We start from the raw sequence: 21,380 nt of genomic DNA on the forward strand, positions 1-21,380 counted from the left end.
CGGATTAATATTTCCGGTAAAATGGAATTCATGGACATTACTCTCTTGATCGCACGCCGCGTGCGTGAACTGCGCGATGCGCAAAGCCTGTCGCTCGACGCGCTGGCCGCGCGCAGCGGCGTAGGCCGCTCCACCATCTCGCTGATCGAACGCGGCGAGAGCAGCCCCACGGCCGCCGTGCTGGACAAGCTGGCCAGCGCGCTCGGCGTGGCGCTGGCCTCGCTGTTTGAAGACAAGGCCCCGGCGGAGCAGGCACCGTCGCCGGTGGCCCGCGTGGCCGAGCAGCCGGTATGGACCGATCCGGGCTCCGGCTACAGGCGTTGCAGCCTGTCGCCCGCCGCGCCGTCGCCGCTGCAACTGGTGGACGTGGTCTTCCCGGCCGGCCAGCGCGTGGCCTACGACAGCACGCCGCACAACGCCGACATCCACCAGCAAATCTGGATCATCGAAGGCACGATGGACATCAGCGTCGGCGACCAGCAATGGCGCCTCGACGCCGGCGACACGCTGGCCATGCGCCTCGACCGCCACATCGTCTACCACAATCCCACCCGCAAGCAGGCGCGCTACCTGGTCGCGCTGACGACTCAACCCAACAGCAGGAGAACCTGATGACCGATAACGTGAGCGTGCGGCGCGTCGCCGCCGCCGAAGCCCGTGAGCACGCCGACGAACTGGCGTCCGCATTGGCCGATGTGCTGATCGACTGCGTGGAAGGCGGTGCCTCGGTCAGCTTCATGCTGCCGCTGCCGCGCGAGAAGGCGCTGACGTTCTGGCGCGGCGTGCTCGATGGCGCCGCGCGCGGCGAGCGCGTGCTGCTGGTGGCGGAAACGACGGAAGGCCGCATCATCGGCACCGTGCAGCTGATCACCGCGCTGCCGGACAACCAGCCGCACCGCGCCGACATCGCCAAGATGCTGGTACACCGCGACGCCCGCCGGCGCGGCGTGGCCGGACTGCTGATGGCGGCCGTCGACCAGGCCGCGCGCGAGGAGCGCAAGACCGTGCTGGTGCTCGACACCGTCACCGGCGGCGACGCCGAGCGCCTGTACCAGCGCGCCGGCTGGCACAGCGCCGGCAGCGTGCCGAACTACGCGCTGATGCCGGACGGCGCCTACTGCGCCACCACTTTCTTCTACAAGCAGCTTTAGACGCAAACTCAGAAGTCGGTCTCGCCCTCGATGACGGCCGGGTGGCCGCTCATCGCGCGCGAAGTCTGCATGCCGGCCATGACGGCGGCCTCCACACAGCCCGCGTTCAAGCCGGTCTTGATCCAGTCGCCGGTCAGGAACAGGTTCGAGAAACCCGATTGGTCGGTCTGCAAGCGGTACTTGGTGCTGTTCACCACCGACATCACGTAGCGCTCGGACGGATCGACGTTGGCGCGCCAGTACTGGCTGTCGAAGCGCTGCACGCCGATGGCTTCGCTGCCGTCCACCAGCCATTGCCAAGGGAAGGCGCCGGCCGGACCCGCCGCCGACCACAGCGACGCGATCTCTTGACCGAGCTGCTTGATCGCGCCGGCCTTGGCGATATCGGCCATCTGTTTCGGGAAGCCGGTATCGCTGGCCGGCGGATAACTGGACACCGTCAGCGCGCTGCAGAAATAGGACACGTTGCGCGGCTCCAGCCTGGCCGGCCAGTCCTCGCGCACCAGCAACTGGTCCATCGGCGCCCAGGTATCGTAAGGCTCGGTGAAGCCGCTCAGCACCGGCTGCTGGCCGTCGGGCTGATAGCTCCAGCCCATCTGCGTCAGGTCCTTGTCCAGCCAGACCTGATAGGCTTGCGTGGCCACCGTCTGCACCTGCTCCGACGTGGTGCGCAACGCCGGGCTTTGCGCCAGCAGTTGCGGGCACAGCACCGGCAGCGAACCGATCGAAATCCCGAACACCACCTGGTCGAAATCGACGCCGCGCTTCAGCGTCTTCACCGGCAGCTCCTTGTCGAAGGTTTCGCGGTACACGCGCGGCCAGTCGCTCCAGTGCGACTCCAGGTTGATCTGGTTCGCCTGCAGCAGCTCGGCCTGCGCCTTGTCGATCTGGCCGTAATTCGGCTCGCTCGGCCAGCAGTCCAGGCCCTTCACCGGCACCAGCGGATCGTAGTCGGCGGCGGCCAGCTTGACCTGCTCGGTCATGCGGATGCTGCCGATCTGGCGGCCGTCCGGCACCAGCTCCTCGACCTTGTGGAAGAACTTGAACTTGACGCCGCGCGCCAGCAAGGCCTGGTACAGCGGCGTGAAGACGGTATCGCCCATCCCCGCCTGCATCTTGAACATGATGCCGCCCTTGTAGCACAGGCCGATGCGCGCCATCGAGCGCAGCAAGGTCCCCGCCTCGATATTCGGCTTCTTGAAATCGCCGCCCTCGTAGGCGAACACCAGGTCGTAAAAACCGCGCACCGGCGCCGACTGCACGCACAGTTGCTCATCGCCGCCATGCTTGCGCAGCCAGTCGCGGAAATCGATATCGTTGATGACGTCGAAGCCGTTCTTGATCACGCCGTCGGCAAACACGCCCTTCATCACCGTGATGCCCAGGTCGAGGCAAATGAACAAGCGGCGGATATCGTCGGACGCATCGCCCTCGGCGCGCGCGATCAGCCTGTCGTAGCGCGAATGCAGCCGGGCGCGCACGCCTTCCATCGCGCCGGCCAGCGCCAGATGCTGGCCCTCGGTCTGCTGCTCGACATCGGCCGACAGGTTGAACACCATGCCGGACAAGGCGCCGGCCAACAGCTGCACGTCGTCGATCAGCTCATTCACCGACGACGTCACGCCCTCGGCCATGTGGTATAGCCAGTCCGGGATGATGCCGGTGTGGTGCGGATGCGGCGGCAGCTCCATTTCCTTGGTCAGGTTGTCCAGGCTCTTGATCCACTGCTCGATCCAGCCGACCATCGCCACCGCCAGCTGCCACAGCGTGATCTTCTCGTCGCCCTCGCCCGGTTCGCCCGGCAGCGTCGGGAACACGATCGACCAGTTGCGCCACTGGTCGCCGACCTGCTCGGACAGCGCCACGTAGTCGTGCTGCTTGAACGCGTCCCGCCACGTCGCCAGCGGCGCGCCGGGCGGCCGATCCAGGCTGGTATAGGCTTGCTTGATCATCTTGAAGGCGTTGGCATAGAAGCCGAACCAGATATGCAGGCCGTGCTCCTCGATGCGCTGGCCGAGCTTCGCATTGCGTCCGCTGGCGCCCTTGCCGCCCAGGCGCCAGCCCTGCTGGTACACCGTGATGTCGTAGTTGTTCTGCCAGCCCGGCTGGTCGCTCAGATAGTAGGCCGCCGTCATCGAGCCGACGCCGCCGCCCAGGATGGCGATCTTCTGCGGCGACACCGACGAATTATCGATCAGTTCCTCGCCCGGTTGCGCGGTGAAATCGAAGTTCAGGTTGTACGGCAGGATCGCCTCCTGCGGGCCCAGTTTCAGGCCCAGCGTCTCGGCCAGCGGGAAGCTGTCGAAGGCATGCAGCACGCACTCGTATTCATAGCCGAGCAGCTTACCGCTGTGGATCTTCTCGATGGTGGCCGGCGCCGCCAGGATGGCCTGGTACACCGCCTTCAAGCCCGCGCTGTCCGGGAACTGCTTGAGGAAGATCTGATCGATGCGCGGATTGCGCAGCAGCGAGATGATCTCCTCCCAGCCCGCGACATCCATGTTGAAGAAATCGGGGATCGACAGGAACAGCTCGATCGCCTCCTCGATCAGATCCAGCACGCTGTGGATGGGCTTCTCGATGCCGGTCTTCTGCGTCGCGTTCACCTCCAGCAGCGGGTGCATGGCGATCCTGGTCTCCGGCGAGAACGGCTGGAAGCCCTTGGCCGCGACCGAGCAGCGCAGCGGCTCCGTGCCCGCCTGCGGAATCTCGTACTCGCACAGGTATTTCGGGTAGCCGAACAGCTCGCGGCCGTTAATCAGCGCCATCGCATCGTCGACGAAGATGTGCGCGGGGTAGTAGTAGATGTGGGCCAGCTCGCCCTCGTCGTCCATCGCCCCGACCATGATCCAGGTGACGATATCGATCTCGGTGATCCAGCCCTTGGCATGATCGACCGGCGCTGCGGAATCGGCGTGGTTCACGCGCGTGAACGTCAGCAGCACATACGGCGAAATCGCCTTGAACGTCATGCGCGCGCCGGCCACCTGGTTCAGCGTGCCGTCCAGCGTGGCCTGCAGCTTGGCCAGATCGCCCTTGACGAAAAAGCCGTACATCTCGGAGTTTTTCAATTGCAGCGGCGAATGCATCATCACCGAGCCGCCCTGGTAAATATATGAAGGTCTGGTTGCCATGAGCTCATCAATATTGAGAGTTAAACAATGCTCATAGTGTATTTCAAAACCAGCACAAGTTGCCGAAAAATAATTCCGACGCTTCAGTGTACGATGTAGCCTTAGCCACAGAGGAGAAAACGCCGCATGGGTCGCGATCATCATGAAATCCGCGCCTGGGTCCGCATGCCGTCGGAGCGCCGGCTGGACCTGCTCGACCCCACGCCGTTCGACTGGGAGGACAGCGACCTAGCGCTGGGACTGGCGCGCACCTATCGCTGGGGCGGGCACACGGCGTGGCCGCTGCCGCTGTCGGTGGCGCAGCATTCGCTGACGGTGATGCATCTGCGCGCGGCGGCCTGCAAGGCGGCCGGCATCGAACTGGCGCCGCTGGCCGCGCTGCGCGAGCTGCTGCACGATGCGGAGGAAGGCTTATTGGGATTCGACTGCCTGTCGCCGCTGAAACCGTTTCTGGGCGAAGCCTTCAAGGCGCTGACGGTGAAGCTGGAAGCGGCCGTCTTCATCCGCTACGGCCTGCAGCAATGGACGCCGAAGGAATACGCCGCCCACAAACTCGCCGACCGCCTGGCCGCCGCCAGCGAAGCGGTGCATGTGGCCGGCTGGTCGGCCAGGGAAGTGCTGCACACGCTGAAGATCACGGTGCCGCCGCTAAACGACGATCCGCTGCAAGCGATCTACGGCGGCACCGCGTGGGAACCGTGGCCGCCCGCTCTGGCCGAAGAGAGATTCCTCGCGGAGCTGGACCGGCTCAAAATGCTTAGTGCCTGAGCCTGGGCTTTTATTCATAAATTCTGAATGCTCCAACAACAATCCGGGCTTTGATTCCGTTCATCGCAAATCATATAGTGATGTCACACCAACACCCCACCTTTCACTTGGAGCATAATCATGAAACGTTTCGAAAACAAAACAGTCCTCGTCACCGGCGGCAATAGCGGCATCGGCCTGGCCGCCGCCCTGCAATTCGCCAAGGAAGGCGCCCGCGTCGTCATCACGGGCCGCGATCCGGTCACCCTTGAGGAGGCGCGCGCGCAGTTGGGCGGCGACGCCATCGCGTTGCAGAACGACCAGGGCAACATCAAGGACGCCCGCCTGCTGGCCGCCACCCTCAAGGAACAGCACATCACGCTCGACGCGCTGTTCATCAATGCCGGCGTGGCGAAGTTCGCGCCCTTCGACGACATCGACGAAGCGCTGTGGGACCAGACCTTCGACGTCAATGTCAAAGGCGCTTACTTCACGATCCAGGCCCTGACCCCGCTGTTCAACCGCGGCGCGGCGGTGATCCTGAACGGTTCGATCAACGCGCACATCGGCATGCAGACTTCGTCGGTGTATGCGGCCAGCAAGGCGGCGCTGATCTCGTTCGCCAAAACGCTGTCGTCCGAGCTGCTGGAGCGCGGCGTGCGTGTCAACGTGGTCAGCCCCGGCCCGGTGGCAACCCCGCTGTATGGCCGCCTGGGCATGCCGGCGGAGCAATTGAGCGAGATGGCGGCGGGAATTCAGCAGCAGATTCCGCTGAAACGCTTCGGCACGCCGGACGAAGTCGCCAGCGCGGTGCTGTACCTGTCGTCGGCGGAAGCGGCCTTCATCGTCGGCACGGAGCTGATCGTCGACGGCGGCATGAGCCAGCTGTAAGTTTGTCGCGGTGCGGTCAGCCCCCTCCGGATGCTGACCGCAATTGCCCGAGTATCCTCATCGCGGATTTCTCGGCCTCCGCCTCAGCAGCCGATTCGCTCGCCAGCAGCACATCCACGGCGACGCGCTGCTTGGGGTAGATGTTATTCATGTGCATGGGATTGGCAGACGGCATGAAAATCGCGACGTAGGCGCCCCACAGGCTGGTGCCCTCCAGCCGCTCCGCCGTGAACTCGACTTCATAATCATCGATGCATTTCGCAGGCATGATGCAACCCTCCACAACTCAGATCGGATCAAACATCCGGCGATCGACATAGCACCAGCCCCATGTCTCGCCCGGCTCCTTGGAGCGGATGATGGGATGGCCGGTTTCCATGAAGTGGCGCGTGGCGTGCTTGTTCTTTGAATTGTCGCAGCAACCGGTCTTGCCGCAAACCATGCACACCCGCAGGTGCACCCAGCTGTCGCCGGTTTTCAGGCATTCCTCGCAACCCTCGGTATGCGCGGCGCGGGTCTGGATCTCACTCAAGTGTGCACAACTGTCGCTCATGGCAGGATTCCTTCAGGTCAGGCCTCCATGATAGCCGCTTCCGCCGCTCCGGCATCCTGATCTTTTGACGTGCGACGCCCATCGGCCCGCAGTGCGACAATCAAGCTTCACACTACCGGAGTTCCCATGATAGACCGTCACGCAGCAAGCTACGTCCCGCTCAGCACCGAACGCACCAAAACCGTGGTCAAGAATCTTCGGCCTGGAACCCGGCAGAAGATCGACGTGGTCAGCATCAGCGACCAGCATCACCGCGCCGAGGTCGATGCCTGGCTGGTCGCCGATGAAGACGGGCCAATTCATTTCATGTACCAGGATGGGCCGGGCGGCCACGAGGTGCAGTTCGGCTTCGCCGACGAAGTGCGCGAAACCATTGCCGAGGCGGAAACCGACCTCTGATCACAACATCACGAGAGAACCATCATGAGCAAGCACACGCCAGCGCCTTCACCGGGTCCCACCAAGCCGCCGCCGGCACCGGCCGCAAGCAAGGCGGCTCATCAGGAAGACGTGCTGGACGAGGCGCTGGACGAGACCTTCCCGTCCAGCGATCCGATCGCCGTCGCCATCACCAAAGAGAAAAGTCCTCTCAAGCGTTGACGCCCAGCCGGGAGGCGAAGTTGCAGGGTTTGTGGCGGCTGTCGAGCTGCTCGGCGAGGATGCCGTCCCAGGCCAGCGCGCAGGCGCCGGTCGATCCCGGCAGGCAGAAGATCAGCTTGCCATTGGCGAAGCCGGCCAGCGCGCGCGCCTGCAGCGCGGACGTGCCGATATCGGCATACGACAGCTGGCGCATCAACTCGCCGAAGCCGGGCACCTCGCGGTCCAGCAGCGGCAGCACGGCTTCCGGCACCACATTGTTCGCCGCGTAGCCGGTGCCGCCGTTCATCAGCACGACCTGGACTTCCCGTCCGGCGATGCAATCGCTCAATACGCGCCGGATCTCGTAGAGATTGTCCGTGACGATGGCGCGCCGCACCAGCTGGTGGCCGGCGGCCTGCAGGCGTTGCGCCAGCAAGTCGCCCGAGCTGTCGTCGGCCGCCGTGCGGCTGGCGCTGATCGTGAGGACGACGCAGCGCAGGGAAACGGGATCAGCCATGCCTCACCTAGATCGAGGTGCCGACCGAAACCGCCGCCGCTTCCAGCTGCGCCAGGCGGGTACGCATCTGGCGCTCCTCGCCCCAGCGCACCGTCTCGTCGCGCACCACGGCCACGATGGCCGTCACCTTGCGCTCGGCGTCGTACAGCATCGCCACCGTGAACGCGATCGACAGCGTGCGGCCTTCCTTGTGCAAGGCCGGCACCCGCAGCACATCGCTGCCGTAGCGGGTCTCGCCGGTCGCCATGGACTTGTTGTAGCCGTCCCAGTGGCGCTGCCGCTGGCGCTCCGGAATGATCAGGTCGAGCGACTTGCCCAGCGCATCCTCGCGCGTGAAGCCGAACATGCGCACCGCCGCGTCGTTCCAGACGACGATGGCCCCTTCGGCGTCGCACACCACCACCGCGTCGCCGATGGCGCCCACCAGCTGCTGGTAATCTATTGTTTGCATGCTTGTCTCCAAAATAAACGAGGGCGGATCCAGTCCGCCCTTCGTCGTCCTTCTAGATGAACATCATACCGCCGACGCGGCGTGCAGCGCGGCGATTTCCTTGGAGCTGTAGCCCAGCGTTTCCAGCACTTCGTTGGTGTGCTCGCCCAGCAGCGGCGAACCGGTGATTTCCACCTTCAGGTCGGAGAACTTGATCGGGCTGCCCACGGTCAGGTACTTGCCGCGTTCCTTGTGGTCCACCTCGGCGATGGTGCCGCTCTCGCGCAGCGACGGATCGTTGGCCAGTTCCTTCATCGTCATCACCGGCGCGCACGGGATGTCGAACTTGCGCAGGATGTTGACCGCTTCGAACTTGGTCTTGTCCGCCAGCCAGGCTTCGATGGTGCCGAAGATGTCGAAGATCTTGTCCTGGCGCGCTTGCGCGGTCATGTAGGCGGGATCATCGATCCACTCCGGCTTGCCGATGGCCTTGCAGATCGGCGCCCAGGCGTGGCCCTGGATGGTGAAGTAGATATAGGCGTTCTTGTCGGTTTCCCAACCCTTGCACTTGAGCACCCAGCCCGGCTGGCCGCCGCCGCCGGCATTGCCGCCGCGCGGCACCACGTCGGTGAAGCTGCCGTGCGGGTACTGCGGATACTCTTCCAGGTAGCCGATGCGGTCCAGGCGCTGCTGGTCGCGCAGCTTGACGCGGCACAGGTTCAGCACGCTGTCCTGCATCGACACGGCGACCTTCTGGCCCTTGCCGCCGTTGCGGTTGCGGGCGTGCAGCGCGGTCAGGATGCCGATCGCCAGGTGCATGCCGGTGTTGCTGTCGCCCAGGGCGGCGGCGCTGACGGTCGGAGGGCCGTCGTCGAAGCCGGTGGTCGAGGCGGCGCCGCCGGCGCACTGCGCGACGTTTTCATAGACCTTCAAGTCTTCGTAGTGGTGGCCGTCGCTGAAGCCCTTGACCGATGCGACGATCATGCCGGGGTTCAGTTCGCGGATGTGCTCCCAGGTGAAGCCCATGCGGTCCAGCGCGCCGGGGCCGAAGTTTTCCACCAGCACATCGGACTGCTTGATCAGGCGCGTCAGGACTTCTTTTCCTTCGGCGGTCTTGGTGTCCAGGGTCAGCGATTTCTTATTGCTGTTCAACATGGTGAAGTACAGCGCATCGACGCCCGGGATGTCGCGCAGTTGCGAGCGGGTCACGTCGCCGGCGCCTGGGCGCTCGACCTTGATCACATCGGCGCCATACCAGGCCAGCAGCTGGGTGCAGGCCGGACCGGCTTGCACGTGGGTGAAGTCGATGATCTTGATGCCTTCTAACGGTTTAGTCATGGTAAGTCTCCTGGTGTAGTTTTATGACGCTTACTTCTTGCCTGCGGTGCTGGGGTTCAGGTTGGTCAGGCGGCCGCTCTCGGTGCCTGCGGTTTCGTCGATGACGGCGTTGATCAGCGTCGGTTTGCCCGATGCGATCGCTTCCGTCAGCGCCTTGGTCATTTCTTCCGGGGTGGTGACGTGGTAGCCGACACCGCCGAAGGCTTCGATCATCTTGTCGTAGCGGGCGTTCTTGACGAACACGGTGGGCGCCACATCCTTGCCGCCGGTCGGGTTGACGTCGGTGCCGCGGTACACGCCGTTGTTGTTGAAGACGATGGTCACGATCGGCAGCTCGTAGCGGCAGATGGTTTCCAGCTCCATGCCGCTGAAGCCGAACGCGCTGTCGCCCTCGATCGCCACCACCGGCTTGCCGCTGGTGACGGCGGCGCCAATCGCGTAGCCCATGCCGATGCCCATGATGCCCCAGGTGCCGGAGTCGAAACGCTTGCGCGGCTCGTACATGTCGATGATGCTGCGGGCGAAGTCCAGCGTGTTGGCGCCTTCGTTGACGACGTTGATGTCGGGCCGGGTCTTGAGCACGTCGCGGATCGAACGCAGCGCGCTGTGGAAATTCATCGGCGATGGATTTTGGTTCAGCATGCCGGCCATCTTGGTCAGGTTCTTGTCCTTGCGCTCGGCGATCGCGCCGGTCCAGGCCGCGTCAGGCTTGCCGTGGCCGCCGCTGCGGATGCCGGTCAGCAGCGCCGACACGCAGGAACCGATGTCGCCGATCAGCGGCGCGGCGATCGCCACGTTGCTGTCGATCTCGGTCGGCGAGATGTCGATCTGGATGAACTGCTTCGGCACGCCCCAGGTCTTGCCCTTGCCGTGCGCCAGCAGCCAGTTCAGGCGGGCGCCGACCAGCACCACCACGTCGGCTTCGGCCAGCACGTAGGAACGGGCGGCCGAGGCCGACTGCTCGTGGGTGTCCGGCAGCAAGCCCTTGGCCATCGACATCGGCAGGTAGGGAATGCCGGACTCTTCGACCAGCGCGCGGATGTCGGCGTCGGCCTGGGCGTAGGCGGCGCCTTTGCCCAGCAGGATCAGCGGCTTCTTCGCGCCCTTCAGCAGGTCCAGCGCGCGCTGCACGGCGTCCGGCGCCGGGATCTGGCGCGGCACCGGATCGACCACCTTGACCAGCGACTTGCGGCCGTGTTCGGCGTCGATCACCTGCGCCAGCAATTGCGCCGGCAGGTCGAGGTAGACGCCGCCCGGACGACCCGAGACGGCGGCGCGGATCGCGCGCGCCACGCCGATGCCGATGTCCTCGGCCTTGTTGATGCGGTACGACGCCTTGGCGTACGGCTTGGCCGCGTTCAGCTGGTCCATCTCTTCGTAGTCGCCCTGCTGCAGGTCGACGATTTCGCGTTCGCTCGAACCGCTGATCAGGATCATCGGGAAGCAGTTGGTGGTGGCGTTGGCCAGCGCGGTCAGGCCGTTCAGGAAGCCCGGCGCCGAGACGGTCAGGCAGATGCCTGGCTTTTGCGTCATGTAGCCGGCAATGGCGGCGGCGTTGCCCGCGTGCTGCTCATGACGGAAACCGATGAAGCGCATGCCTTCAGCCTGCGCCAGGCGCGCCAGGTCGGTGATCGGAATGCCCACCAGGCCGAAGATGGTCTCGATGTCGTTGTGCTTGAGCGCATCGATTACCAGGTGGAAACCATCGGTCTGTTCGGATGACTGTGTGTTATTTGTCATGATGAGTGTCTCTTATATTGGTTTAATAAAGGTCTTGCCCCGCGCATCCCCCGGGTGCCCTGCGTCCGGAAAGTTGTTGAGGCCATCATAGCGAGCCCCTTTGTTTTCTCTCATTGACCGCGGTCAATTTTCAAAGGAAGATGTCCAACATTTCAAAATAAGTATCGAGCCTGAGTCATGACGCTGTTAGCCAACCATCCCGAACGCAACATCCTGCGCGTGCAATTGCGGCAGAACATCGTGTTGAAAGAACTGCGCGAAAGTGAAATGGCGGCCCTGGAGCCTTACCTGAGCGTGGTCGATTACCAGAAGGGCGACATGCTGCTGAACCAGGGCGTGCACGAGATGGAGCAATACTTCATCCTCGACGGCATCCTCAAGCGCGTCGTGACCAACCAGGAGGCCAAGGAAATGATCCTGCGCTTCGCCTGCGAGCGCGACATCGAGACCAGCTACGCGGCCTGGCGCCTGAAGACGCCGACGCCGTACAGCATCGTCTGCGTGACCAAGGCGCGCGTGGCCAAGCTGGCCATGCCGCAATGGGTGGCTTTTATGGAAAGCCATTCCCAGCTCAAGCACAGCTTCGAATACGAAGTGATGCACCTGATGAGCGAAATCATGGGCCACACCATCACCCTGCATCTGCTCGATGCGCCGGGCCGCGTGCACCGCTTTGTGCGCAAGCACAGCGAGATGTTCGAGCGCTTGCCGAAGAAGCAACTCGCTTCCTACCTGAACCTGTCGCCCGAGACGCTCAGCCGGCTGAAAAACCAAGGAAAGATCTAGCCGAATCTTGACCGCGGTCAAGAATCCTGAAATGAGAAATATCAGGAAAAGGCGGGTTCTCCATAGACAATATTCACATCAGTTATACCTGATATGCGAGCGCACAATTGGCGGGCGGGAGTCCGGCTGCCTATACTGAATTCATACCCCACCCAAGCCATGTGGAAACCGGATTTTTTAACTTCAAAGGAATCATCATGACCACCATCACCAACAAGCAAAACCTGTCGAACCCCGCGCCGGCACAGCCGTTCAGCCTGATGTTCATCATCGAAACCCTGTTCGCCGTCAACCTGCGCGAACAACTGGACGCCGACACCGCCGGCGACAAGAGCGACGCCGCCTACACCTGGGGCATGTAATATTGCAACGCAAAAAAAAACAACCGGGCATCCTTATGGGATGCCCGGTTTTTTTTAAGCCGCCATTTTCTGCAACCTGACCTGCCCTCTTTCATCGGACATCGTCCGTTCCAGTAGCTTGACCAGTGCATACACCGCGTCGATATGGGGCGTAGCGGTGTCGGTAAACCGCCCCAGTTCCACTACCGAGCCGACCAGCGCGTCGATTTCCGGCCCGCGTCCCGCCTCGATATCCATCAGCATCGACGTCTTGTGACGGCCCACCTTCTCGGCGCCGGCGATCCGCTTGTCCAGCGTCACGCGGAACGTCACGCCCAGCTTGTTGGCCACCGTTTCGGCCTCGCGCATCATGTCGGCCGCCAGCTCGCGCGACAGCGGATACTGGCAGATGCCCTCCAGCGTCGCATGGCACAGCGCGCTGATCGGGTTGAAGGTCAGGTTGCCCCACAGCTTGAGCCAGATCTCGGACCGGATATTGTCCAGCACCGGGGCCTTGAAGCCGGCCCGGGTGAAGCAGGCCGAAATGGCCTGCACCCGCGGACTGTCCGAGCCGTCCAGCTCGCCCAGCGGAAAACGCTCGCCCTCCACATGCCGCACCACCCCCGGCGCCACCAGCTCCGAGGCCGGATAGACCACGCAGCCGATCACCCGCGACGGCGGTATGCGCGCCGCCAGCTGGCCGTCCGGATCGACGCTGAGCACCGCCCGTCCCTCCAGCTGGCCGCCGTGCTGGTGGAAATACCAGTACGGTATGCCGTTCTGCATGGTGACCACGCAGGTCTCCGGTCCGAACAGCAGCGGCAGCTGATCGGCCACCGCCGCCACCTGGTGCGCCTTCAGCGCCAGGATCACCAGGTCCTGCGGTCCCGCCTCGGCATAGTCGTCGGTCGCGGCCACATTGGCGGCCACCTGCTCGGTGCCGTCGTGCTCGATCAACTTGATGCCCTTGTTGCGGATGGCCAGCAGGTTGGCCCCCCGCACCAGAAACGTGACCTGCTCACCTGCCAGGGCCAACCTGGCCCCCACTAATCCTCCTATTGCTCCCGCCCCTACAATGGCGATTTTCATTTGCGGCTCCTTGGTTTTTACTCGAAACTGTTGCTGAGCTTCCCAATGCCATCGATCTCCACCTCGACAATGCTGCCCGGACGCATCGAACCGACGCCGACCGAGGTGCCGCACAGCAGCATGTCGCCCGGATCGAGCGTCATGTCCCTGGAAATCCGGCTCACCAGCTGGGCGGCCGAAAACACCATGTCGTTGATCGGGTAGTCCTGGCGGACTTCACGGTTGAGGATGGTCCGCACCACCAGCATGGCCGGGTCCAGGCCGGTGGCGATCACCGGCCCGAAGGGGCAGAAGGTATCGAAACCCTTGGCCCGCACCCACTGCGGAAAGGTCGGATCGCGCTTGATGATGTCGTTGACGGTGACATCATTGGCACAGGTGTAGCCGAAGATATGGTCCGGGGCGTCGGCCTCGGACACATTGAAACAGGTCTTGCCGATCACGATCGCCAGTTCGCCCTCGAAGGCGACCTTGCCTTCGCACAGCGGCTGGCGGATGGCGCCACCGGGTGCGAGGTAGGAGTTCGGCGTTTTCAGCAGGTACAGCGGTTCGGGCGGTGGTTCCAGGCCGAGCTTTTGGCCCAGCGCATGAAAGTTGTTCCACATCGCCAGCACCTTGCCGGGCACCACCGGCGTCAACAGCTTGACGTCGGCCAGTTGCAGCGTGAAGTCGGTGCGCGAAGGGGCGTCGAACATATCGCCCTGGTAGATGCGGATTTTTTCGCCTTCCACCGTGCCGAAACGCACGGTGTCGAAATGTTGGAAGCGCAGCCAGCGTTGGATCATGTCGTTCTCGTCTCATGAAGACGCCGGCTGGCCACCGCCACTGCCGCTAGATCAGCAGCATGGGCAGCAACAGCAGTGGCAGCAGCCGGCGCATATAGGTCAGGTGGGGCGACTAGTTGGCGAGCCGCGCGGCGGTCGTCAATTCGTTGCTGTCGGCAGCCGCGACCGGGGTCACGGCGGTATCCATGAAGCGCTTGCGCATCGGCCGCAGCACCCACCAGGCCATGAAGGCGGCCACCGCGTTCAGGCCGCAGCCGACGAAGAACACCGCTTCCCAGCTGCCGGTGGCGGCCGTGATGACGCTCGACAGCGGCACGAAGATCGAGGCCGTGCCCTTGGCCGTGTACAGCAGGCCGGCATTGCCCGCCGCGTTCTTGGTGCCGAAGGTGTCGGCGCAAGTGGCGGGGAACAGGCTGTAGATCTCGCCCCAGGCAAAGAACACCAGGCCGGTCAGGATGACGAACATGATCGGGTCGCGGCCCCAGTGGTACAAGGCGAGGATGCCGACCGATTCCAGCGCAAAGGCGATGAACATGGTCTTTTCACGGCCGATCTGGTCCGAGACCCAGCCGAAGAAGGGCCGCGTCAAACCGTTCAGCACACGGTCGATGGCCAGCGCGAAGGTCAGTGCCGGCAGCACCATGCCCATGACGTTGAAGTTGACGCCGTCGATCTTGAAGTCCTTGGCGATCGGGCCCATTTGCGCGGTCGCCATCAGGCCGCCGGCGGCCACCAGGACGAACATCACATACATGACCCAGAACACCGGCTTGCGGATGATCTGCGACGGACCGAAGTCGGCGCGGGCCTGCTGCACCTTGGTCTGCTTGAGGACCTTGCTCGGAACGTGGGCCGGTGGACGCACCATCATCAGCGCCAGCAGCATCACGATCACGCCCTGGCCGATGCCGAAGGTCAGGAAGGTCGATTCATAGCCGCTCTTGGCGATCATCATCGAGATCGGGATGATGGTGGCCGCCGATCCGGCCCCGAAGCCGGCCGCCGTCAAGCCCGCCGCCAGCCCCCTGCGATCCGGGAACCATTTCAGCGCGGAGCCGACGCAGGTGCCGTACACGGCGCCGGCGCCGATACCGCTGATGGCGGCAGCGATGTAGAGCAAGGTCAGCGAGTCGGCAAAGGAATTCATGACCCAGCCCACCGCGCACAGCAAGCCGCCGAACAGCACGACCGGACGCGGACCGAATTTGTCGACCGCCCAACCTTCGACCGGCACCAGCCAGGTCTCGGTCAGGATGAAGATGGTGAAGGCGACCTGGATGGCCGCTTTGCTCCAGCCGTACTTGTCGGCGATAGGATTGACGAACAGGGTCCAGCCATACTGCAGGTTGGCAATCATGGCCATACAGACTATGCCCATGAGTAGTTGTAGCCAGCGGTATGAAGGAGGCCTGACCACCGGCGCGATATCATCGTCATGCTTCATTTCGTTATCTCCATATATTTTTTAGTGTTGGACCGTGTCTGGTTGACCGCGCAAACACCTGCTGCTGCCGGTATCACCGCGGACGTTTAAAAATCCGATCGACGCGATGATTGTGGAAGAAGCAAAAACCGATATCCTTGACCGCGGTTAAGATTCGACATTCTTTCATTTATTTCAAGCGAAAAATAGCGGCGTCGCGCGATTGCTCAAAAACCCGTGTCGCCGTGCCGCAAAACCGCCCATTTCGGTGCGGCCAAGGTGGCGTCGCCGATGCGGCCGGTCTCCAGGCAGCGCGTCATCGTGGTCTGGATCGCGGTCACCAGGAACTCGGCGTCGTACACCTTCAGCATGTGCGGATGGTGGCTCTCGACGTAGCGGCGCAGATGCGCGCGCTGGCTCTCGACGCACATCTGGCAATCGTAATCGCTGCTGTCCCAATGCCAGCGCAGGCCCAGCTCGTAAAAGGCGGCGTTATAGGCCTGGCGCTGCGCTTCGCCGAGGCCGGTGGTATCGGTTTCCAGATAACTGATCGCGTTCATGGTTTGCTCCTCTTGTTGGAAAATTGTCAGTTGACCAATCCATCGTAGGGCGTAACAATGATTAGGTATAGTTAAAGCTTTTTGGCATATCCATTCATGATCCTGTATACATAGGCAAAGCAATGAAACACGCGACCCTGCGCCAGCTGAAAGTGTTCGAGGCGGTGGCGCGCCACCTGAGTTTTTCGCGCGCCGCCGCCGAGCTGCACCTGACGCAGCCGGCGGTGTCGACCCAGATCAAGACGCTGGAAGGCCATGCCGGCCTGGTGCTGTTCGAGCAGCTGGGCAAGAAGGTCTACCTGACGCCGGGCGGCGCCGAGCTGTTGTACCACAGCCGCGCCATCATCCAGCAGTTCCAGGAGGCCGACGACGCGCTGACGCAATTCCGCGGCATCGCCGGCGGCAAGCTGAACGTGGCCGTCATCAGCGCCGGCGATTATTTCTTCCCGCGCCTGATGGTGGAATTCGCGCGGCGCCATCCGGGCGTCAAGCTCAACCTGACGGTGCACAACCGTGCCGAGCTGCTCGAGCAGCTGGTCAGCAACCGCACCGACCTGGCGGTGATGGTGCGGCCGCCGCAGCAGGCCGACGCCGCGCACACGCCGTTTGCGCCCCATCCCTACGTGATCGTGGCGCCGCCCCAGCATCCGCTGGCGGGCCGGCGCAGGATCGCCATCGAACGCATCGTGACCGAGCCGTTCGTGGTGCGCGAGCGCGGCTCGGACACCTGGAATTCGATGGAGGATGGCTTCGGCGCGCATCTGGAGCGGCTGAATGTGGCGATGGAGATCCGCAGCACCGAGACCATCAAGCAGGCCGTCATCGCCGGCATGGGCGTGGCCTTCCTGTCGGCGCACACCATCAGCCAGGAGCTGAAGGCCGGCAGCCTGGTGGTGCTGGACGTCGAGGGTTTTCCGGTGATGTTGAACTGGTACGTGGTGCACCGCAAGAACAAGCGCCTGCCGCCGGTCGCGCTGGCGTTCAAGCAATTCCTGCTCAGCGACGGCGCCGCGCTGATCGAGCAGTACCTGGCGCCGGCCTAGGCCATCAGCGCGCGCACATGGGCGGCGGCGCCGCCGGCCAGCCCGCCGACGCTGTAGCCGCCCTCCAGGATCGAGACGATGCGTCCCTGCGCGCTCTCGGCGGCCACCGCCATCAGCTCGCGGGTGATCCAGTGGAAGTCGTCGTCGCCCAGCTGCAGGCCGGCCAGCGGATCGTCGCGGTGGGCGTCGAAGCCGGCCGAGATCACCAGCAGCTGCGGCGCCCACGCCCGCAGCGCCGGCAGCAGCTCGAAGCGCACGCGGTCGCGGAACATGGCCGAATCGCAGCCCGGCGGCAACGGCACGTTGAGGATGTTGTTGCGGCTGCCGGTCTCGCTGCGCAAGCCGGTGCCCGGGTACAGCGGCGACTGGTGGCAGGATGCGTAGAACAGCCCCGTCAGCGGCGCGAACGCCGCCTGCGTGCCGTTGCCGTGGTGGACGTCGAAGTCGACCACCGCCACCCGCTCCAGCTGGTAGGCGCGGCTGGCGTGGGCGGCGGCGATGGCCGCCTGGTTGAAGATGCAAAAACCCATCGCCCGGTCCGGCTCGGCGTGGTGGCCGCACGGCCGCGTCGCGCAGAACACGTTGACGGCCTCGCCCAGCATGACGTCGTCGACGCCGGCGCAGGCCGCGCCGATGCAGCGCATGACGGCCCGCCAGGAACCGGGCGACAGCAGCGTGTCGCCGCCGTCCAGCGGCACCGTGCCCCGCAGCGGCATCGCCTCGGCGACCTCGTCGTAGTAGTCGGCGTCGTGTATCAGTTCGGCCTGGGCGCGGGTGCCCAGCGGCGCCTCCTGCCAATCCAGCGCGGCGAACTCGGGCGCCTTCAGCGCCTCCAGCACCACCGCCAGCCGCTGCGGCGACTCCGGGTGGCCGTCGCCCGGCTGGTGGTCATAGCAATCGACATGGGTGTACACGCGGGTGTGCCGGGTTGGCTGTTTCATGAGCATTCTTCCTGTAGGAACAGATTGTCCGAGCCGGTATCGCGGATGATGGCCAGCGCCTGGCCGTGGCTGGTGAGGAAGTGGCCGGCGCCGCCGGCGCCCTCGTGCGGCGCGATCATCAGGGCGATGCCGTGCTGCTTGAGCAGCGCGGCGGCGTAGCGCAGGTTGTCCACCAGCGTCAGGCGCGCCAGTTCCGGCGTCGCGTCGGCCGGCGTCAGGCCGGCCAGGCAGCGCAGCCGCCGCACGTCCAGCGGCCGGGCGTAGCGGATCGCCTCCTCCACGCCGTAGCGGAATTCGCGCACGCGCGCCGGATGGCAGGCGATGCCGCGCTCGCCGCCCGGCCAGTCGCCGGCCGGCAGGCAGTATTGCACCAGCCGCAGCCCGTGGCTGCACAGCCGGTGCGCGATCTGCTCGACCGGGTACGAGTACGGGAACAGGAATTCCACGCCGTCGAAGCCGGCTTGCGCCGCCGCTTCGAAACGGTCGAGGAAACCCAGCTCGCCGAACTGCCGGTTCAGGTTGGCCGCATGTAAGGGCATGGCGCGTGCTCGGGCTGGCGCCTCAGATCACGCGCTCGTCGCGCAGCGCGGCGATCTGCTCGGCGTTGTAGCCCAGCTCGCGCAACACCTCGTCGGTGTGCTCGCCCAGCAGCGGCGAGCGGGTGACGTCGGTCGGGCTGTCCGACAGCTTGATCGGATTGCCCACCGTCAGGTACTTGCCGCGCTCCGGATGGTCGACCTCGACGATGGTGCCGCTGGCGCGCAGCGACGGTTCCTCGGCGATTTCCTTCATCGACAGGATGGGCCCGCACGGGATGTCGAACTTGTTGAGGATGTCCATCACCTCGAACTTGGTGTGCTCGCGGGTCCACTCCTCGACCGTGGCGAAGATGGCCATCAGGCGCGGCAGGCGCGCGCGCGCGGTGGCGTAGTCGGGATCGGTGATCCAGCCTTCGCGCCCGATCACCTGGCAGATCGCCGGCCACACCGGCGCCTGGGCGATGAAGTAGATGTAGGCGTTCGGATCGGTCTCCCAGCCCTTGCACTTGAGGATCCAGCCCGGCTGGCCGCCGCCGGAGGCGTTGCCGGCGCGCGGCACCGAATCGCCGAAGGTGCCGTTGGCGAACTGCGGATATTCCTCCATCGTGCCGGTGCGCTCCAGGCGCTGCTGGTCGCGCAGCTTGACGCGGCACAGGTTCAGCACGGCGTCCTGCATGGCGGTGTCGACCTTCTGCCCGCGCCCGCTGGCGTTGCGCTGGTACAGCGCGGTGACGATGCCCAGCGCCAGGTGCAGGCCGCTGCCGCTGTCGCCGATCTGGGCGCCGGTGACCACCGGCGGGCCGTCGTCGAAACCGGTGGTGGCGGCCGAACCGCCGGCGCACTGCGCGACGTTCTCATAGACCTTGCAATGCTGGTAAGGGCCGGGACCGAAGCCCTTGACCGAGGCCACGATCATGCGCGGGTTCAGTTCCTGGATGCGTTCCCAGCTGAAGCCCATGCGGTCCAGCGCGCCGGGGGCGAAATTCTCGACCAGCACGTCGCAATCCTTGATCAGCGTCTCCAGCACCTGCTTGCCCATCTGTTTCTTGGTGTCGAGCGTGATCGAACGCTTGTTGTGGTTCAGCATGGTGAAATACAGGCTGTCGACGCCCGGAATATCACGCAGCTGGCCGCGCGTGGCGTCGCCCTCCCCGGCCCGCTCAACCTTGATCACGTCGGCGCCGAACCACGCCAACAGCTGCGTGCAGGTCGGTCCCGACTGCACGTGGGTGAAATCGAGTACGCGCACTCCATCTAATGCTTTGCTCATTACTGTCTCCAAACAATTTATAATTTTTTTGATAGTATGCACCGCTGCGGCACATAGCTGTTTCATTAGTTTTGCTGCGGCGCAAAATGCGGTCTGGCGCCAAGGATGACACCATCATAGGCAGCGGGGGTGAAAACTCTCATTGACCTCGGTCAAGATTAGCAAGATGGCCGCGGCGCCCTGCCGCCACCCTGTCTTGCGGAAAATTGACTGCGGTCATGGTGATTTTTCCGGGCCCGCGCCTACCATCGGCTTCCCCCATCACAGAAGAGGAAGCCATGATCATGCGAGCCATCGAAATCACCCAGCCCGGCGGGCCCGAGGTCCTGCAGCTGTGCGAGCGCCAGCGTCCGTCGCTGCTGCCCGGCCAGGTGCTGATCAAAGTCCACGCGGCCGGCATCAACCGGCCCGACCTGCTGCAGCGCGCCGGCAAATACCCGGTGCCGCCCGGCGCCTCCGATCTGCCCGGGCTGGAGGTGGCGGGCGAAATCGTCGCCGGTCATGTCGGCGACAGCGGTTTCCACATCGGCGACATGGTGTGCGCGCTGGTCCAGGGCGGCGGCTACGCGCAGTACTGCCCGGCGCAGATCGAGCTGTGCCTGCCGATCCCGCGGGGCTTGTCGCCGCTGGAGGCGGCATCGCTGCCGGAGACCTTGTTCACCGTGTGGAGCAATGTGTTCGACCGCGCCGCGCTGGCGCCGGCCGAAACCCTGCTGGTGCAGGGCGGCACCTCCGGCATCGGCGTGACGGCGATCCAGCTGGCCAAGGCCCTGGGCCACCGCGTGTTCGCCACCGCCGGCTCCGACGACAAATGCCGCGCCTGCGTCGAACTGGGCGCCGACCAGGCGATCAACTACCGCACCGGGGATTTCGTGGAAGTGGTCAAGGCGGCCACCGGCGGCAAGGGCGTCGATGTGATCCTGGACATGGTGGGCGGCGCCTACGTGCCGCGCGAGATCAACTGCCTGGCCGACGATGGACGCTTGGTGTTCATCGCGCTGCTGGGCGGCTCGAGGGCCGAGGTGCCGCTCGGGCAGATCCTGCTGCGGCGCCTGACCGTGACCGGTTCCACGCTGCGTCCGCGTCCGGTGGCGTTCAAGGCCGCGATCGCCCGCCAGCTGCGCGCGCGGGTCTGGCCGCTGATCGAGGACCGCTTGATCAAGCCGGTCATCTACCGCACCTACCCGCTGGAGCAGGCCGCCGAAGCGCACGCGCTGATGGAAACCAGCGCGCACATCGGCAAGGTGATGCTGCAGGTGGCCTAGCCTTCGGCGTGCGCCGTCAGCCGCAGCGGCGGCGGCGTCAAACGCTTGATGTTGGCACGGATGGCCGCCAGCACGGCCGGATCCAGCCCTTCGCCCTGCCGCTCGGCGACGTGCGCCAGCAGCTTGTGGCGCATCAGCGGCGCCCAGAAGCGCTGCAGATGGTTGGCGATCTCCGTGCTGGCCTCCTCCTGGTCCGGATAGGACGCGAAGAAGGAGCCGATCTGGTTGGCCATGGTGACCAGGTGATGTACGTTCATT

General features: G+C 64.5%; 25 protein-coding genes. 10 read left to right on the forward strand and 15 right to left on the reverse strand.

The features are described 5' to 3' along the window. The first annotated feature begins 30 nt into the window (after positions 1–30). Positions 31–612: a helix-turn-helix domain-containing protein gene (locus ACEN9F_RS05630; RefSeq protein WP_413418667.1), complete on the forward strand. Its 582-nt coding sequence runs from the start codon at positions 31–33 to the stop codon at positions 610–612. Further along, on the forward strand, positions 612–1,151 hold the full coding sequence (locus ACEN9F_RS05635; RefSeq protein ID WP_413418669.1) for a GNAT family N-acetyltransferase: 540 nt from the start codon (positions 612–614) through the stop codon (positions 1,149–1,151). The genes ACEN9F_RS05630 and ACEN9F_RS05635 overlap by 1 nt, the downstream gene beginning before the upstream one ends. Positions 1,152–1,159: 8 nt before the next feature. Here the strand turns inward: ACEN9F_RS05635 and ACEN9F_RS05640 are convergent, their stop codons facing one another. Beyond that, complete coding sequence (locus ACEN9F_RS05640) at positions 1,160–4,285, reverse strand: NAD(P)-binding protein (protein WP_413418671.1); 3,126 nt, start codon at positions 4,283–4,285, stop codon at positions 1,160–1,162. A gap of 126 nt (positions 4,286–4,411) precedes the next feature. On the opposite strand from ACEN9F_RS05640, the gene ACEN9F_RS05645 reads away from it, so the two are divergent. Both ACEN9F_RS05645 and ACEN9F_RS05650 read left to right on the forward strand, forming a co-directional pair. Beyond that, the gene (locus ACEN9F_RS05645) at positions 4,412–5,053 is read left to right on the forward strand and encodes a phosphohydrolase (RefSeq protein ID WP_413418673.1); all 642 of its coding nucleotides are present in this window, start codon (positions 4,412–4,414) and stop codon (positions 5,051–5,053) included. Between the two features lie 120 nt (positions 5,054–5,173). Continuing rightward, positions 5,174–5,923, forward strand: a complete 750-nt coding sequence (locus ACEN9F_RS05650) for an SDR family oxidoreductase (protein WP_413418675.1) — start codon at positions 5,174–5,176, stop codon at positions 5,921–5,923. A gap of 16 nt (positions 5,924–5,939) precedes the next feature. Here ACEN9F_RS05650 and ACEN9F_RS05655 read toward each other — a convergent pair whose 3' ends face one another. Then, positions 5,940–6,191, reverse strand: coding sequence for a hypothetical protein (locus ACEN9F_RS05655; RefSeq protein ID WP_413418677.1), 252 nt, complete (start codon positions 6,189–6,191; stop codon positions 5,940–5,942). An 18-nt stretch (positions 6,192–6,209) separates the two neighbouring features. Further along, positions 6,210–6,476 (reverse strand): UBP-type zinc finger domain-containing protein, encoded by a 267-nt coding sequence (locus ACEN9F_RS05660; RefSeq protein ID WP_413418679.1) that lies wholly within the window; start codon positions 6,474–6,476, stop codon positions 6,210–6,212. Positions 6,477–6,602: 126 nt separating this feature from the next. On the opposite strand from ACEN9F_RS05660, the gene ACEN9F_RS05665 reads away from it, so the two are divergent. Both ACEN9F_RS05665 and ACEN9F_RS05670 read left to right on the forward strand, forming a co-directional pair. Next, complete coding sequence (locus tag ACEN9F_RS05665; RefSeq protein WP_413418681.1) at positions 6,603–6,875, forward strand: hypothetical protein; 273 nt, start codon at positions 6,603–6,605, stop codon at positions 6,873–6,875. 24 nt (positions 6,876–6,899) lie between these two features. Beyond that, positions 6,900–7,076, forward strand: a complete 177-nt coding sequence (locus ACEN9F_RS05670) for a hypothetical protein (RefSeq protein ID WP_413418683.1) — start codon at positions 6,900–6,902, stop codon at positions 7,074–7,076. On the opposite strand, the gene moaB is transcribed toward ACEN9F_RS05670, so the two are convergent. From moaB to oxc, 4 genes are all read right to left on the reverse strand, one after another. Then, on the reverse strand, positions 7,066–7,572 hold the full coding sequence (gene moaB / locus ACEN9F_RS05675; protein WP_413418685.1) for a molybdenum cofactor biosynthesis protein B: 507 nt from the start codon (positions 7,570–7,572) through the stop codon (positions 7,066–7,068). The two genes, ACEN9F_RS05670 and moaB, sit on opposite strands and share 11 nt — an antisense overlap. A 7-nt stretch (positions 7,573–7,579) precedes the next feature. Further along, a complete protein-coding gene (locus tag ACEN9F_RS05680; protein ID WP_413418687.1) occupies positions 7,580–8,023 on the reverse strand; it encodes a PAS domain S-box protein in 444 nt (147 codons plus the stop codon). A 63-nt stretch (positions 8,024–8,086) separates the two neighbouring features. Continuing rightward, positions 8,087–9,340: a formyl-CoA transferase gene (frc, locus tag ACEN9F_RS05685; RefSeq protein WP_413418689.1), complete on the reverse strand. Its 1,254-nt coding sequence runs from the start codon at positions 9,338–9,340 to the stop codon at positions 8,087–8,089. 30 nt (positions 9,341–9,370) lie between these two features. Beyond that, positions 9,371–11,080 carry an oxalyl-CoA decarboxylase gene (gene oxc / locus ACEN9F_RS05690; RefSeq protein WP_413418691.1) on the reverse strand — a complete coding sequence of 570 codons (1,710 nt, stop codon included), beginning with the start codon at positions 11,078–11,080 and terminating at the stop codon, positions 9,371–9,373. A 177-nt stretch (positions 11,081–11,257) separates the two neighbouring features. Between oxc and ACEN9F_RS05695 the strand changes: the two genes are divergently transcribed. Both ACEN9F_RS05695 and ACEN9F_RS05700 read left to right on the forward strand, forming a co-directional pair. After that, complete coding sequence (locus ACEN9F_RS05695; protein WP_413418693.1) at positions 11,258–11,866, forward strand: Crp/Fnr family transcriptional regulator; 609 nt, start codon at positions 11,258–11,260, stop codon at positions 11,864–11,866. 197 nt (positions 11,867–12,063) lie between these two features. Further along, positions 12,064–12,228, forward strand: a complete 165-nt coding sequence (locus tag ACEN9F_RS05700) for a hypothetical protein (protein ID WP_413418695.1) — start codon at positions 12,064–12,066, stop codon at positions 12,226–12,228. Positions 12,229–12,282: 54 nt separating this feature from the next. Here ACEN9F_RS05700 and ACEN9F_RS05705 read toward each other — a convergent pair whose 3' ends face one another. The 4 genes from ACEN9F_RS05705 to ACEN9F_RS05720 all read right to left on the reverse strand — a co-directional run bounded on the left by ACEN9F_RS05705 (position 12,283) and on the right by ACEN9F_RS05720 (position 16,064). Next, positions 12,283–13,296: a 2-dehydropantoate 2-reductase gene (locus ACEN9F_RS05705; protein ID WP_413418697.1), complete on the reverse strand. Its 1,014-nt coding sequence runs from the start codon at positions 13,294–13,296 to the stop codon at positions 12,283–12,285. Positions 13,297–13,313: 17 nt separating this feature from the next. Beyond that, the gene (locus tag ACEN9F_RS05710) at positions 13,314–14,081 is read right to left on the reverse strand and encodes a fumarylacetoacetate hydrolase family protein (protein ID WP_413418699.1); all 768 of its coding nucleotides are present in this window, start codon (positions 14,079–14,081) and stop codon (positions 13,314–13,316) included. A 112-nt stretch (positions 14,082–14,193) separates the two neighbouring features. Continuing rightward, positions 14,194–15,525 carry an oxalate/formate MFS antiporter gene (gene oxlT / locus ACEN9F_RS05715; protein WP_413418701.1) on the reverse strand — a complete coding sequence of 444 codons (1,332 nt, stop codon included), beginning with the start codon at positions 15,523–15,525 and terminating at the stop codon, positions 14,194–14,196. A 206-nt stretch (positions 15,526–15,731) separates the two neighbouring features. Beyond that, entirely contained in the window at positions 15,732–16,064 is a 333-nt protein-coding gene (locus tag ACEN9F_RS05720) for a hypothetical protein (protein WP_413418703.1), read from the reverse strand. Positions 16,065–16,186: 122 nt separating this feature from the next. On the opposite strand from ACEN9F_RS05720, the gene ACEN9F_RS05725 reads away from it, so the two are divergent. Next, on the forward strand, positions 16,187–17,107 hold the full coding sequence (locus ACEN9F_RS05725) for a LysR family transcriptional regulator (RefSeq protein ID WP_413418705.1): 921 nt from the start codon (positions 16,187–16,189) through the stop codon (positions 17,105–17,107). Here ACEN9F_RS05725 and ACEN9F_RS05730 read toward each other — a convergent pair. The 3 genes from ACEN9F_RS05730 to frc (ACEN9F_RS05740) are packed head-to-tail and all read right to left on the reverse strand — an operon-like array spanning position 17,104 to position 19,857. Next, on the reverse strand, positions 17,104–18,048 hold the full coding sequence (locus tag ACEN9F_RS05730) for a histone deacetylase family protein (RefSeq protein WP_413418707.1): 945 nt from the start codon (positions 18,046–18,048) through the stop codon (positions 17,104–17,106). The two genes, ACEN9F_RS05725 and ACEN9F_RS05730, sit on opposite strands and share 4 nt — an antisense overlap. Continuing rightward, on the reverse strand, positions 18,045–18,587 hold the full coding sequence (locus ACEN9F_RS05735) for a TIM barrel protein (protein WP_413418709.1): 543 nt from the start codon (positions 18,585–18,587) through the stop codon (positions 18,045–18,047). Before ACEN9F_RS05735 ends, ACEN9F_RS05730 begins: the two co-directional genes overlap by 4 nt. Before the next feature lie 22 nt (positions 18,588–18,609). Then, on the reverse strand, positions 18,610–19,857 hold the full coding sequence (gene frc / locus ACEN9F_RS05740; RefSeq protein WP_413418711.1) for a formyl-CoA transferase: 1,248 nt from the start codon (positions 19,855–19,857) through the stop codon (positions 18,610–18,612). Positions 19,858–20,141: 284 nt separating this feature from the next. Between frc (ACEN9F_RS05740) and ACEN9F_RS05745 the strand changes: the two genes are divergently transcribed. Continuing rightward, on the forward strand, positions 20,142–21,122 hold the full coding sequence (locus ACEN9F_RS05745) for an NAD(P)H-quinone oxidoreductase (protein WP_413418713.1): 981 nt from the start codon (positions 20,142–20,144) through the stop codon (positions 21,120–21,122). Here ACEN9F_RS05745 and ACEN9F_RS05750 read toward each other — a convergent pair. Then, the gene (locus ACEN9F_RS05750; protein ID WP_413418715.1) at positions 21,119–21,379 is read right to left on the reverse strand and encodes a formate dehydrogenase subunit delta; all 261 of its coding nucleotides are present in this window, start codon (positions 21,377–21,379) and stop codon (positions 21,119–21,121) included. The genes ACEN9F_RS05745 and ACEN9F_RS05750 overlap by 4 nt on opposite strands. Position 21,380 lies beyond the last annotated feature (1 nt).

Origin of the sequence: Duganella sp. CT11-25 (assembly GCF_047302815.1) — a bacterium.
In the GTDB taxonomy this organism is placed as follows: domain Bacteria; phylum Pseudomonadota; class Gammaproteobacteria; order Burkholderiales; family Burkholderiaceae_D; genus Rugamonas.

Coding starts and splice junctions, on each gene's coding strand:
- ACEN9F_RS05660 (WP_413418679.1), bottom strand. CDS start 6,476: ATGAGCGACAGTTGTGCACACTTGAGTGAGATCCAGACCCGCGCCGCG.
- ACEN9F_RS05705 (WP_413418697.1), bottom strand. CDS start 13,296: ATGAAAATCGCCATTGTAGGGGCGGGAGCAATAGGAGGATTAGTGGGG.
- ACEN9F_RS05745 (WP_413418713.1), top strand. CDS start 20,142: ATGCGAGCCATCGAAATCACCCAGCCCGGCGGGCCCGAGGTCCTGCAG.
- ACEN9F_RS05750 (WP_413418715.1), bottom strand. CDS start 21,379: ATGAACGTACATCACCTGGTCACCATGGCCAACCAGATCGGCTCCTTC.
- ACEN9F_RS05680 (WP_413418687.1), bottom strand. CDS start 8,023: ATGCAAACAATAGATTACCAGCAGCTGGTGGGCGCCATCGGCGACGCG.
- ACEN9F_RS05730 (WP_413418707.1), bottom strand. CDS start 18,048: ATGAAACAGCCAACCCGGCACACCCGCGTGTACACCCATGTCGATTGC.
- ACEN9F_RS05665 (WP_413418681.1), top strand. CDS start 6,603: ATGATAGACCGTCACGCAGCAAGCTACGTCCCGCTCAGCACCGAACGC.
- ACEN9F_RS05720 (WP_413418703.1), bottom strand. CDS start 16,064: ATGAACGCGATCAGTTATCTGGAAACCGATACCACCGGCCTCGGCGAA.
- ACEN9F_RS05640 (WP_413418671.1), bottom strand. CDS start 4,285: ATGGCAACCAGACCTTCATATATTTACCAGGGCGGCTCGGTGATGATG.
- ACEN9F_RS05735 (WP_413418709.1), bottom strand. CDS start 18,587: ATGCCCTTACATGCGGCCAACCTGAACCGGCAGTTCGGCGAGCTGGGT.
- moaB (WP_413418685.1), bottom strand. CDS start 7,572: ATGGCTGATCCCGTTTCCCTGCGCTGCGTCGTCCTCACGATCAGCGCC.
- frc (WP_413418689.1), bottom strand. CDS start 9,340: ATGACTAAACCGTTAGAAGGCATCAAGATCATCGACTTCACCCACGTG.
- ACEN9F_RS05630 (WP_413418667.1), top strand. CDS start 31: ATGGACATTACTCTCTTGATCGCACGCCGCGTGCGTGAACTGCGCGAT.
- ACEN9F_RS05725 (WP_413418705.1), top strand. CDS start 16,187: ATGAAACACGCGACCCTGCGCCAGCTGAAAGTGTTCGAGGCGGTGGCG.
- ACEN9F_RS05700 (WP_413418695.1), top strand. CDS start 12,064: ATGACCACCATCACCAACAAGCAAAACCTGTCGAACCCCGCGCCGGCA.
- oxlT (WP_413418701.1), bottom strand. CDS start 15,525: ATGAAGCATGACGATGATATCGCGCCGGTGGTCAGGCCTCCTTCATAC.
- ACEN9F_RS05710 (WP_413418699.1), bottom strand. CDS start 14,081: ATGATCCAACGCTGGCTGCGCTTCCAACATTTCGACACCGTGCGTTTC.
- frc (WP_413418711.1), bottom strand. CDS start 19,857: ATGAGCAAAGCATTAGATGGAGTGCGCGTACTCGATTTCACCCACGTG.
- ACEN9F_RS05655 (WP_413418677.1), bottom strand. CDS start 6,191: ATGCCTGCGAAATGCATCGATGATTATGAAGTCGAGTTCACGGCGGAG.
- ACEN9F_RS05645 (WP_413418673.1), top strand. CDS start 4,412: ATGGGTCGCGATCATCATGAAATCCGCGCCTGGGTCCGCATGCCGTCG.
- ACEN9F_RS05695 (WP_413418693.1), top strand. CDS start 11,258: ATGACGCTGTTAGCCAACCATCCCGAACGCAACATCCTGCGCGTGCAA.
- oxc (WP_413418691.1), bottom strand. CDS start 11,080: ATGACAAATAACACACAGTCATCCGAACAGACCGATGGTTTCCACCTG.
- ACEN9F_RS05650 (WP_413418675.1), top strand. CDS start 5,174: ATGAAACGTTTCGAAAACAAAACAGTCCTCGTCACCGGCGGCAATAGC.
- ACEN9F_RS05670 (WP_413418683.1), top strand. CDS start 6,900: ATGAGCAAGCACACGCCAGCGCCTTCACCGGGTCCCACCAAGCCGCCG.
- ACEN9F_RS05635 (WP_413418669.1), top strand. CDS start 612: ATGACCGATAACGTGAGCGTGCGGCGCGTCGCCGCCGCCGAAGCCCGT.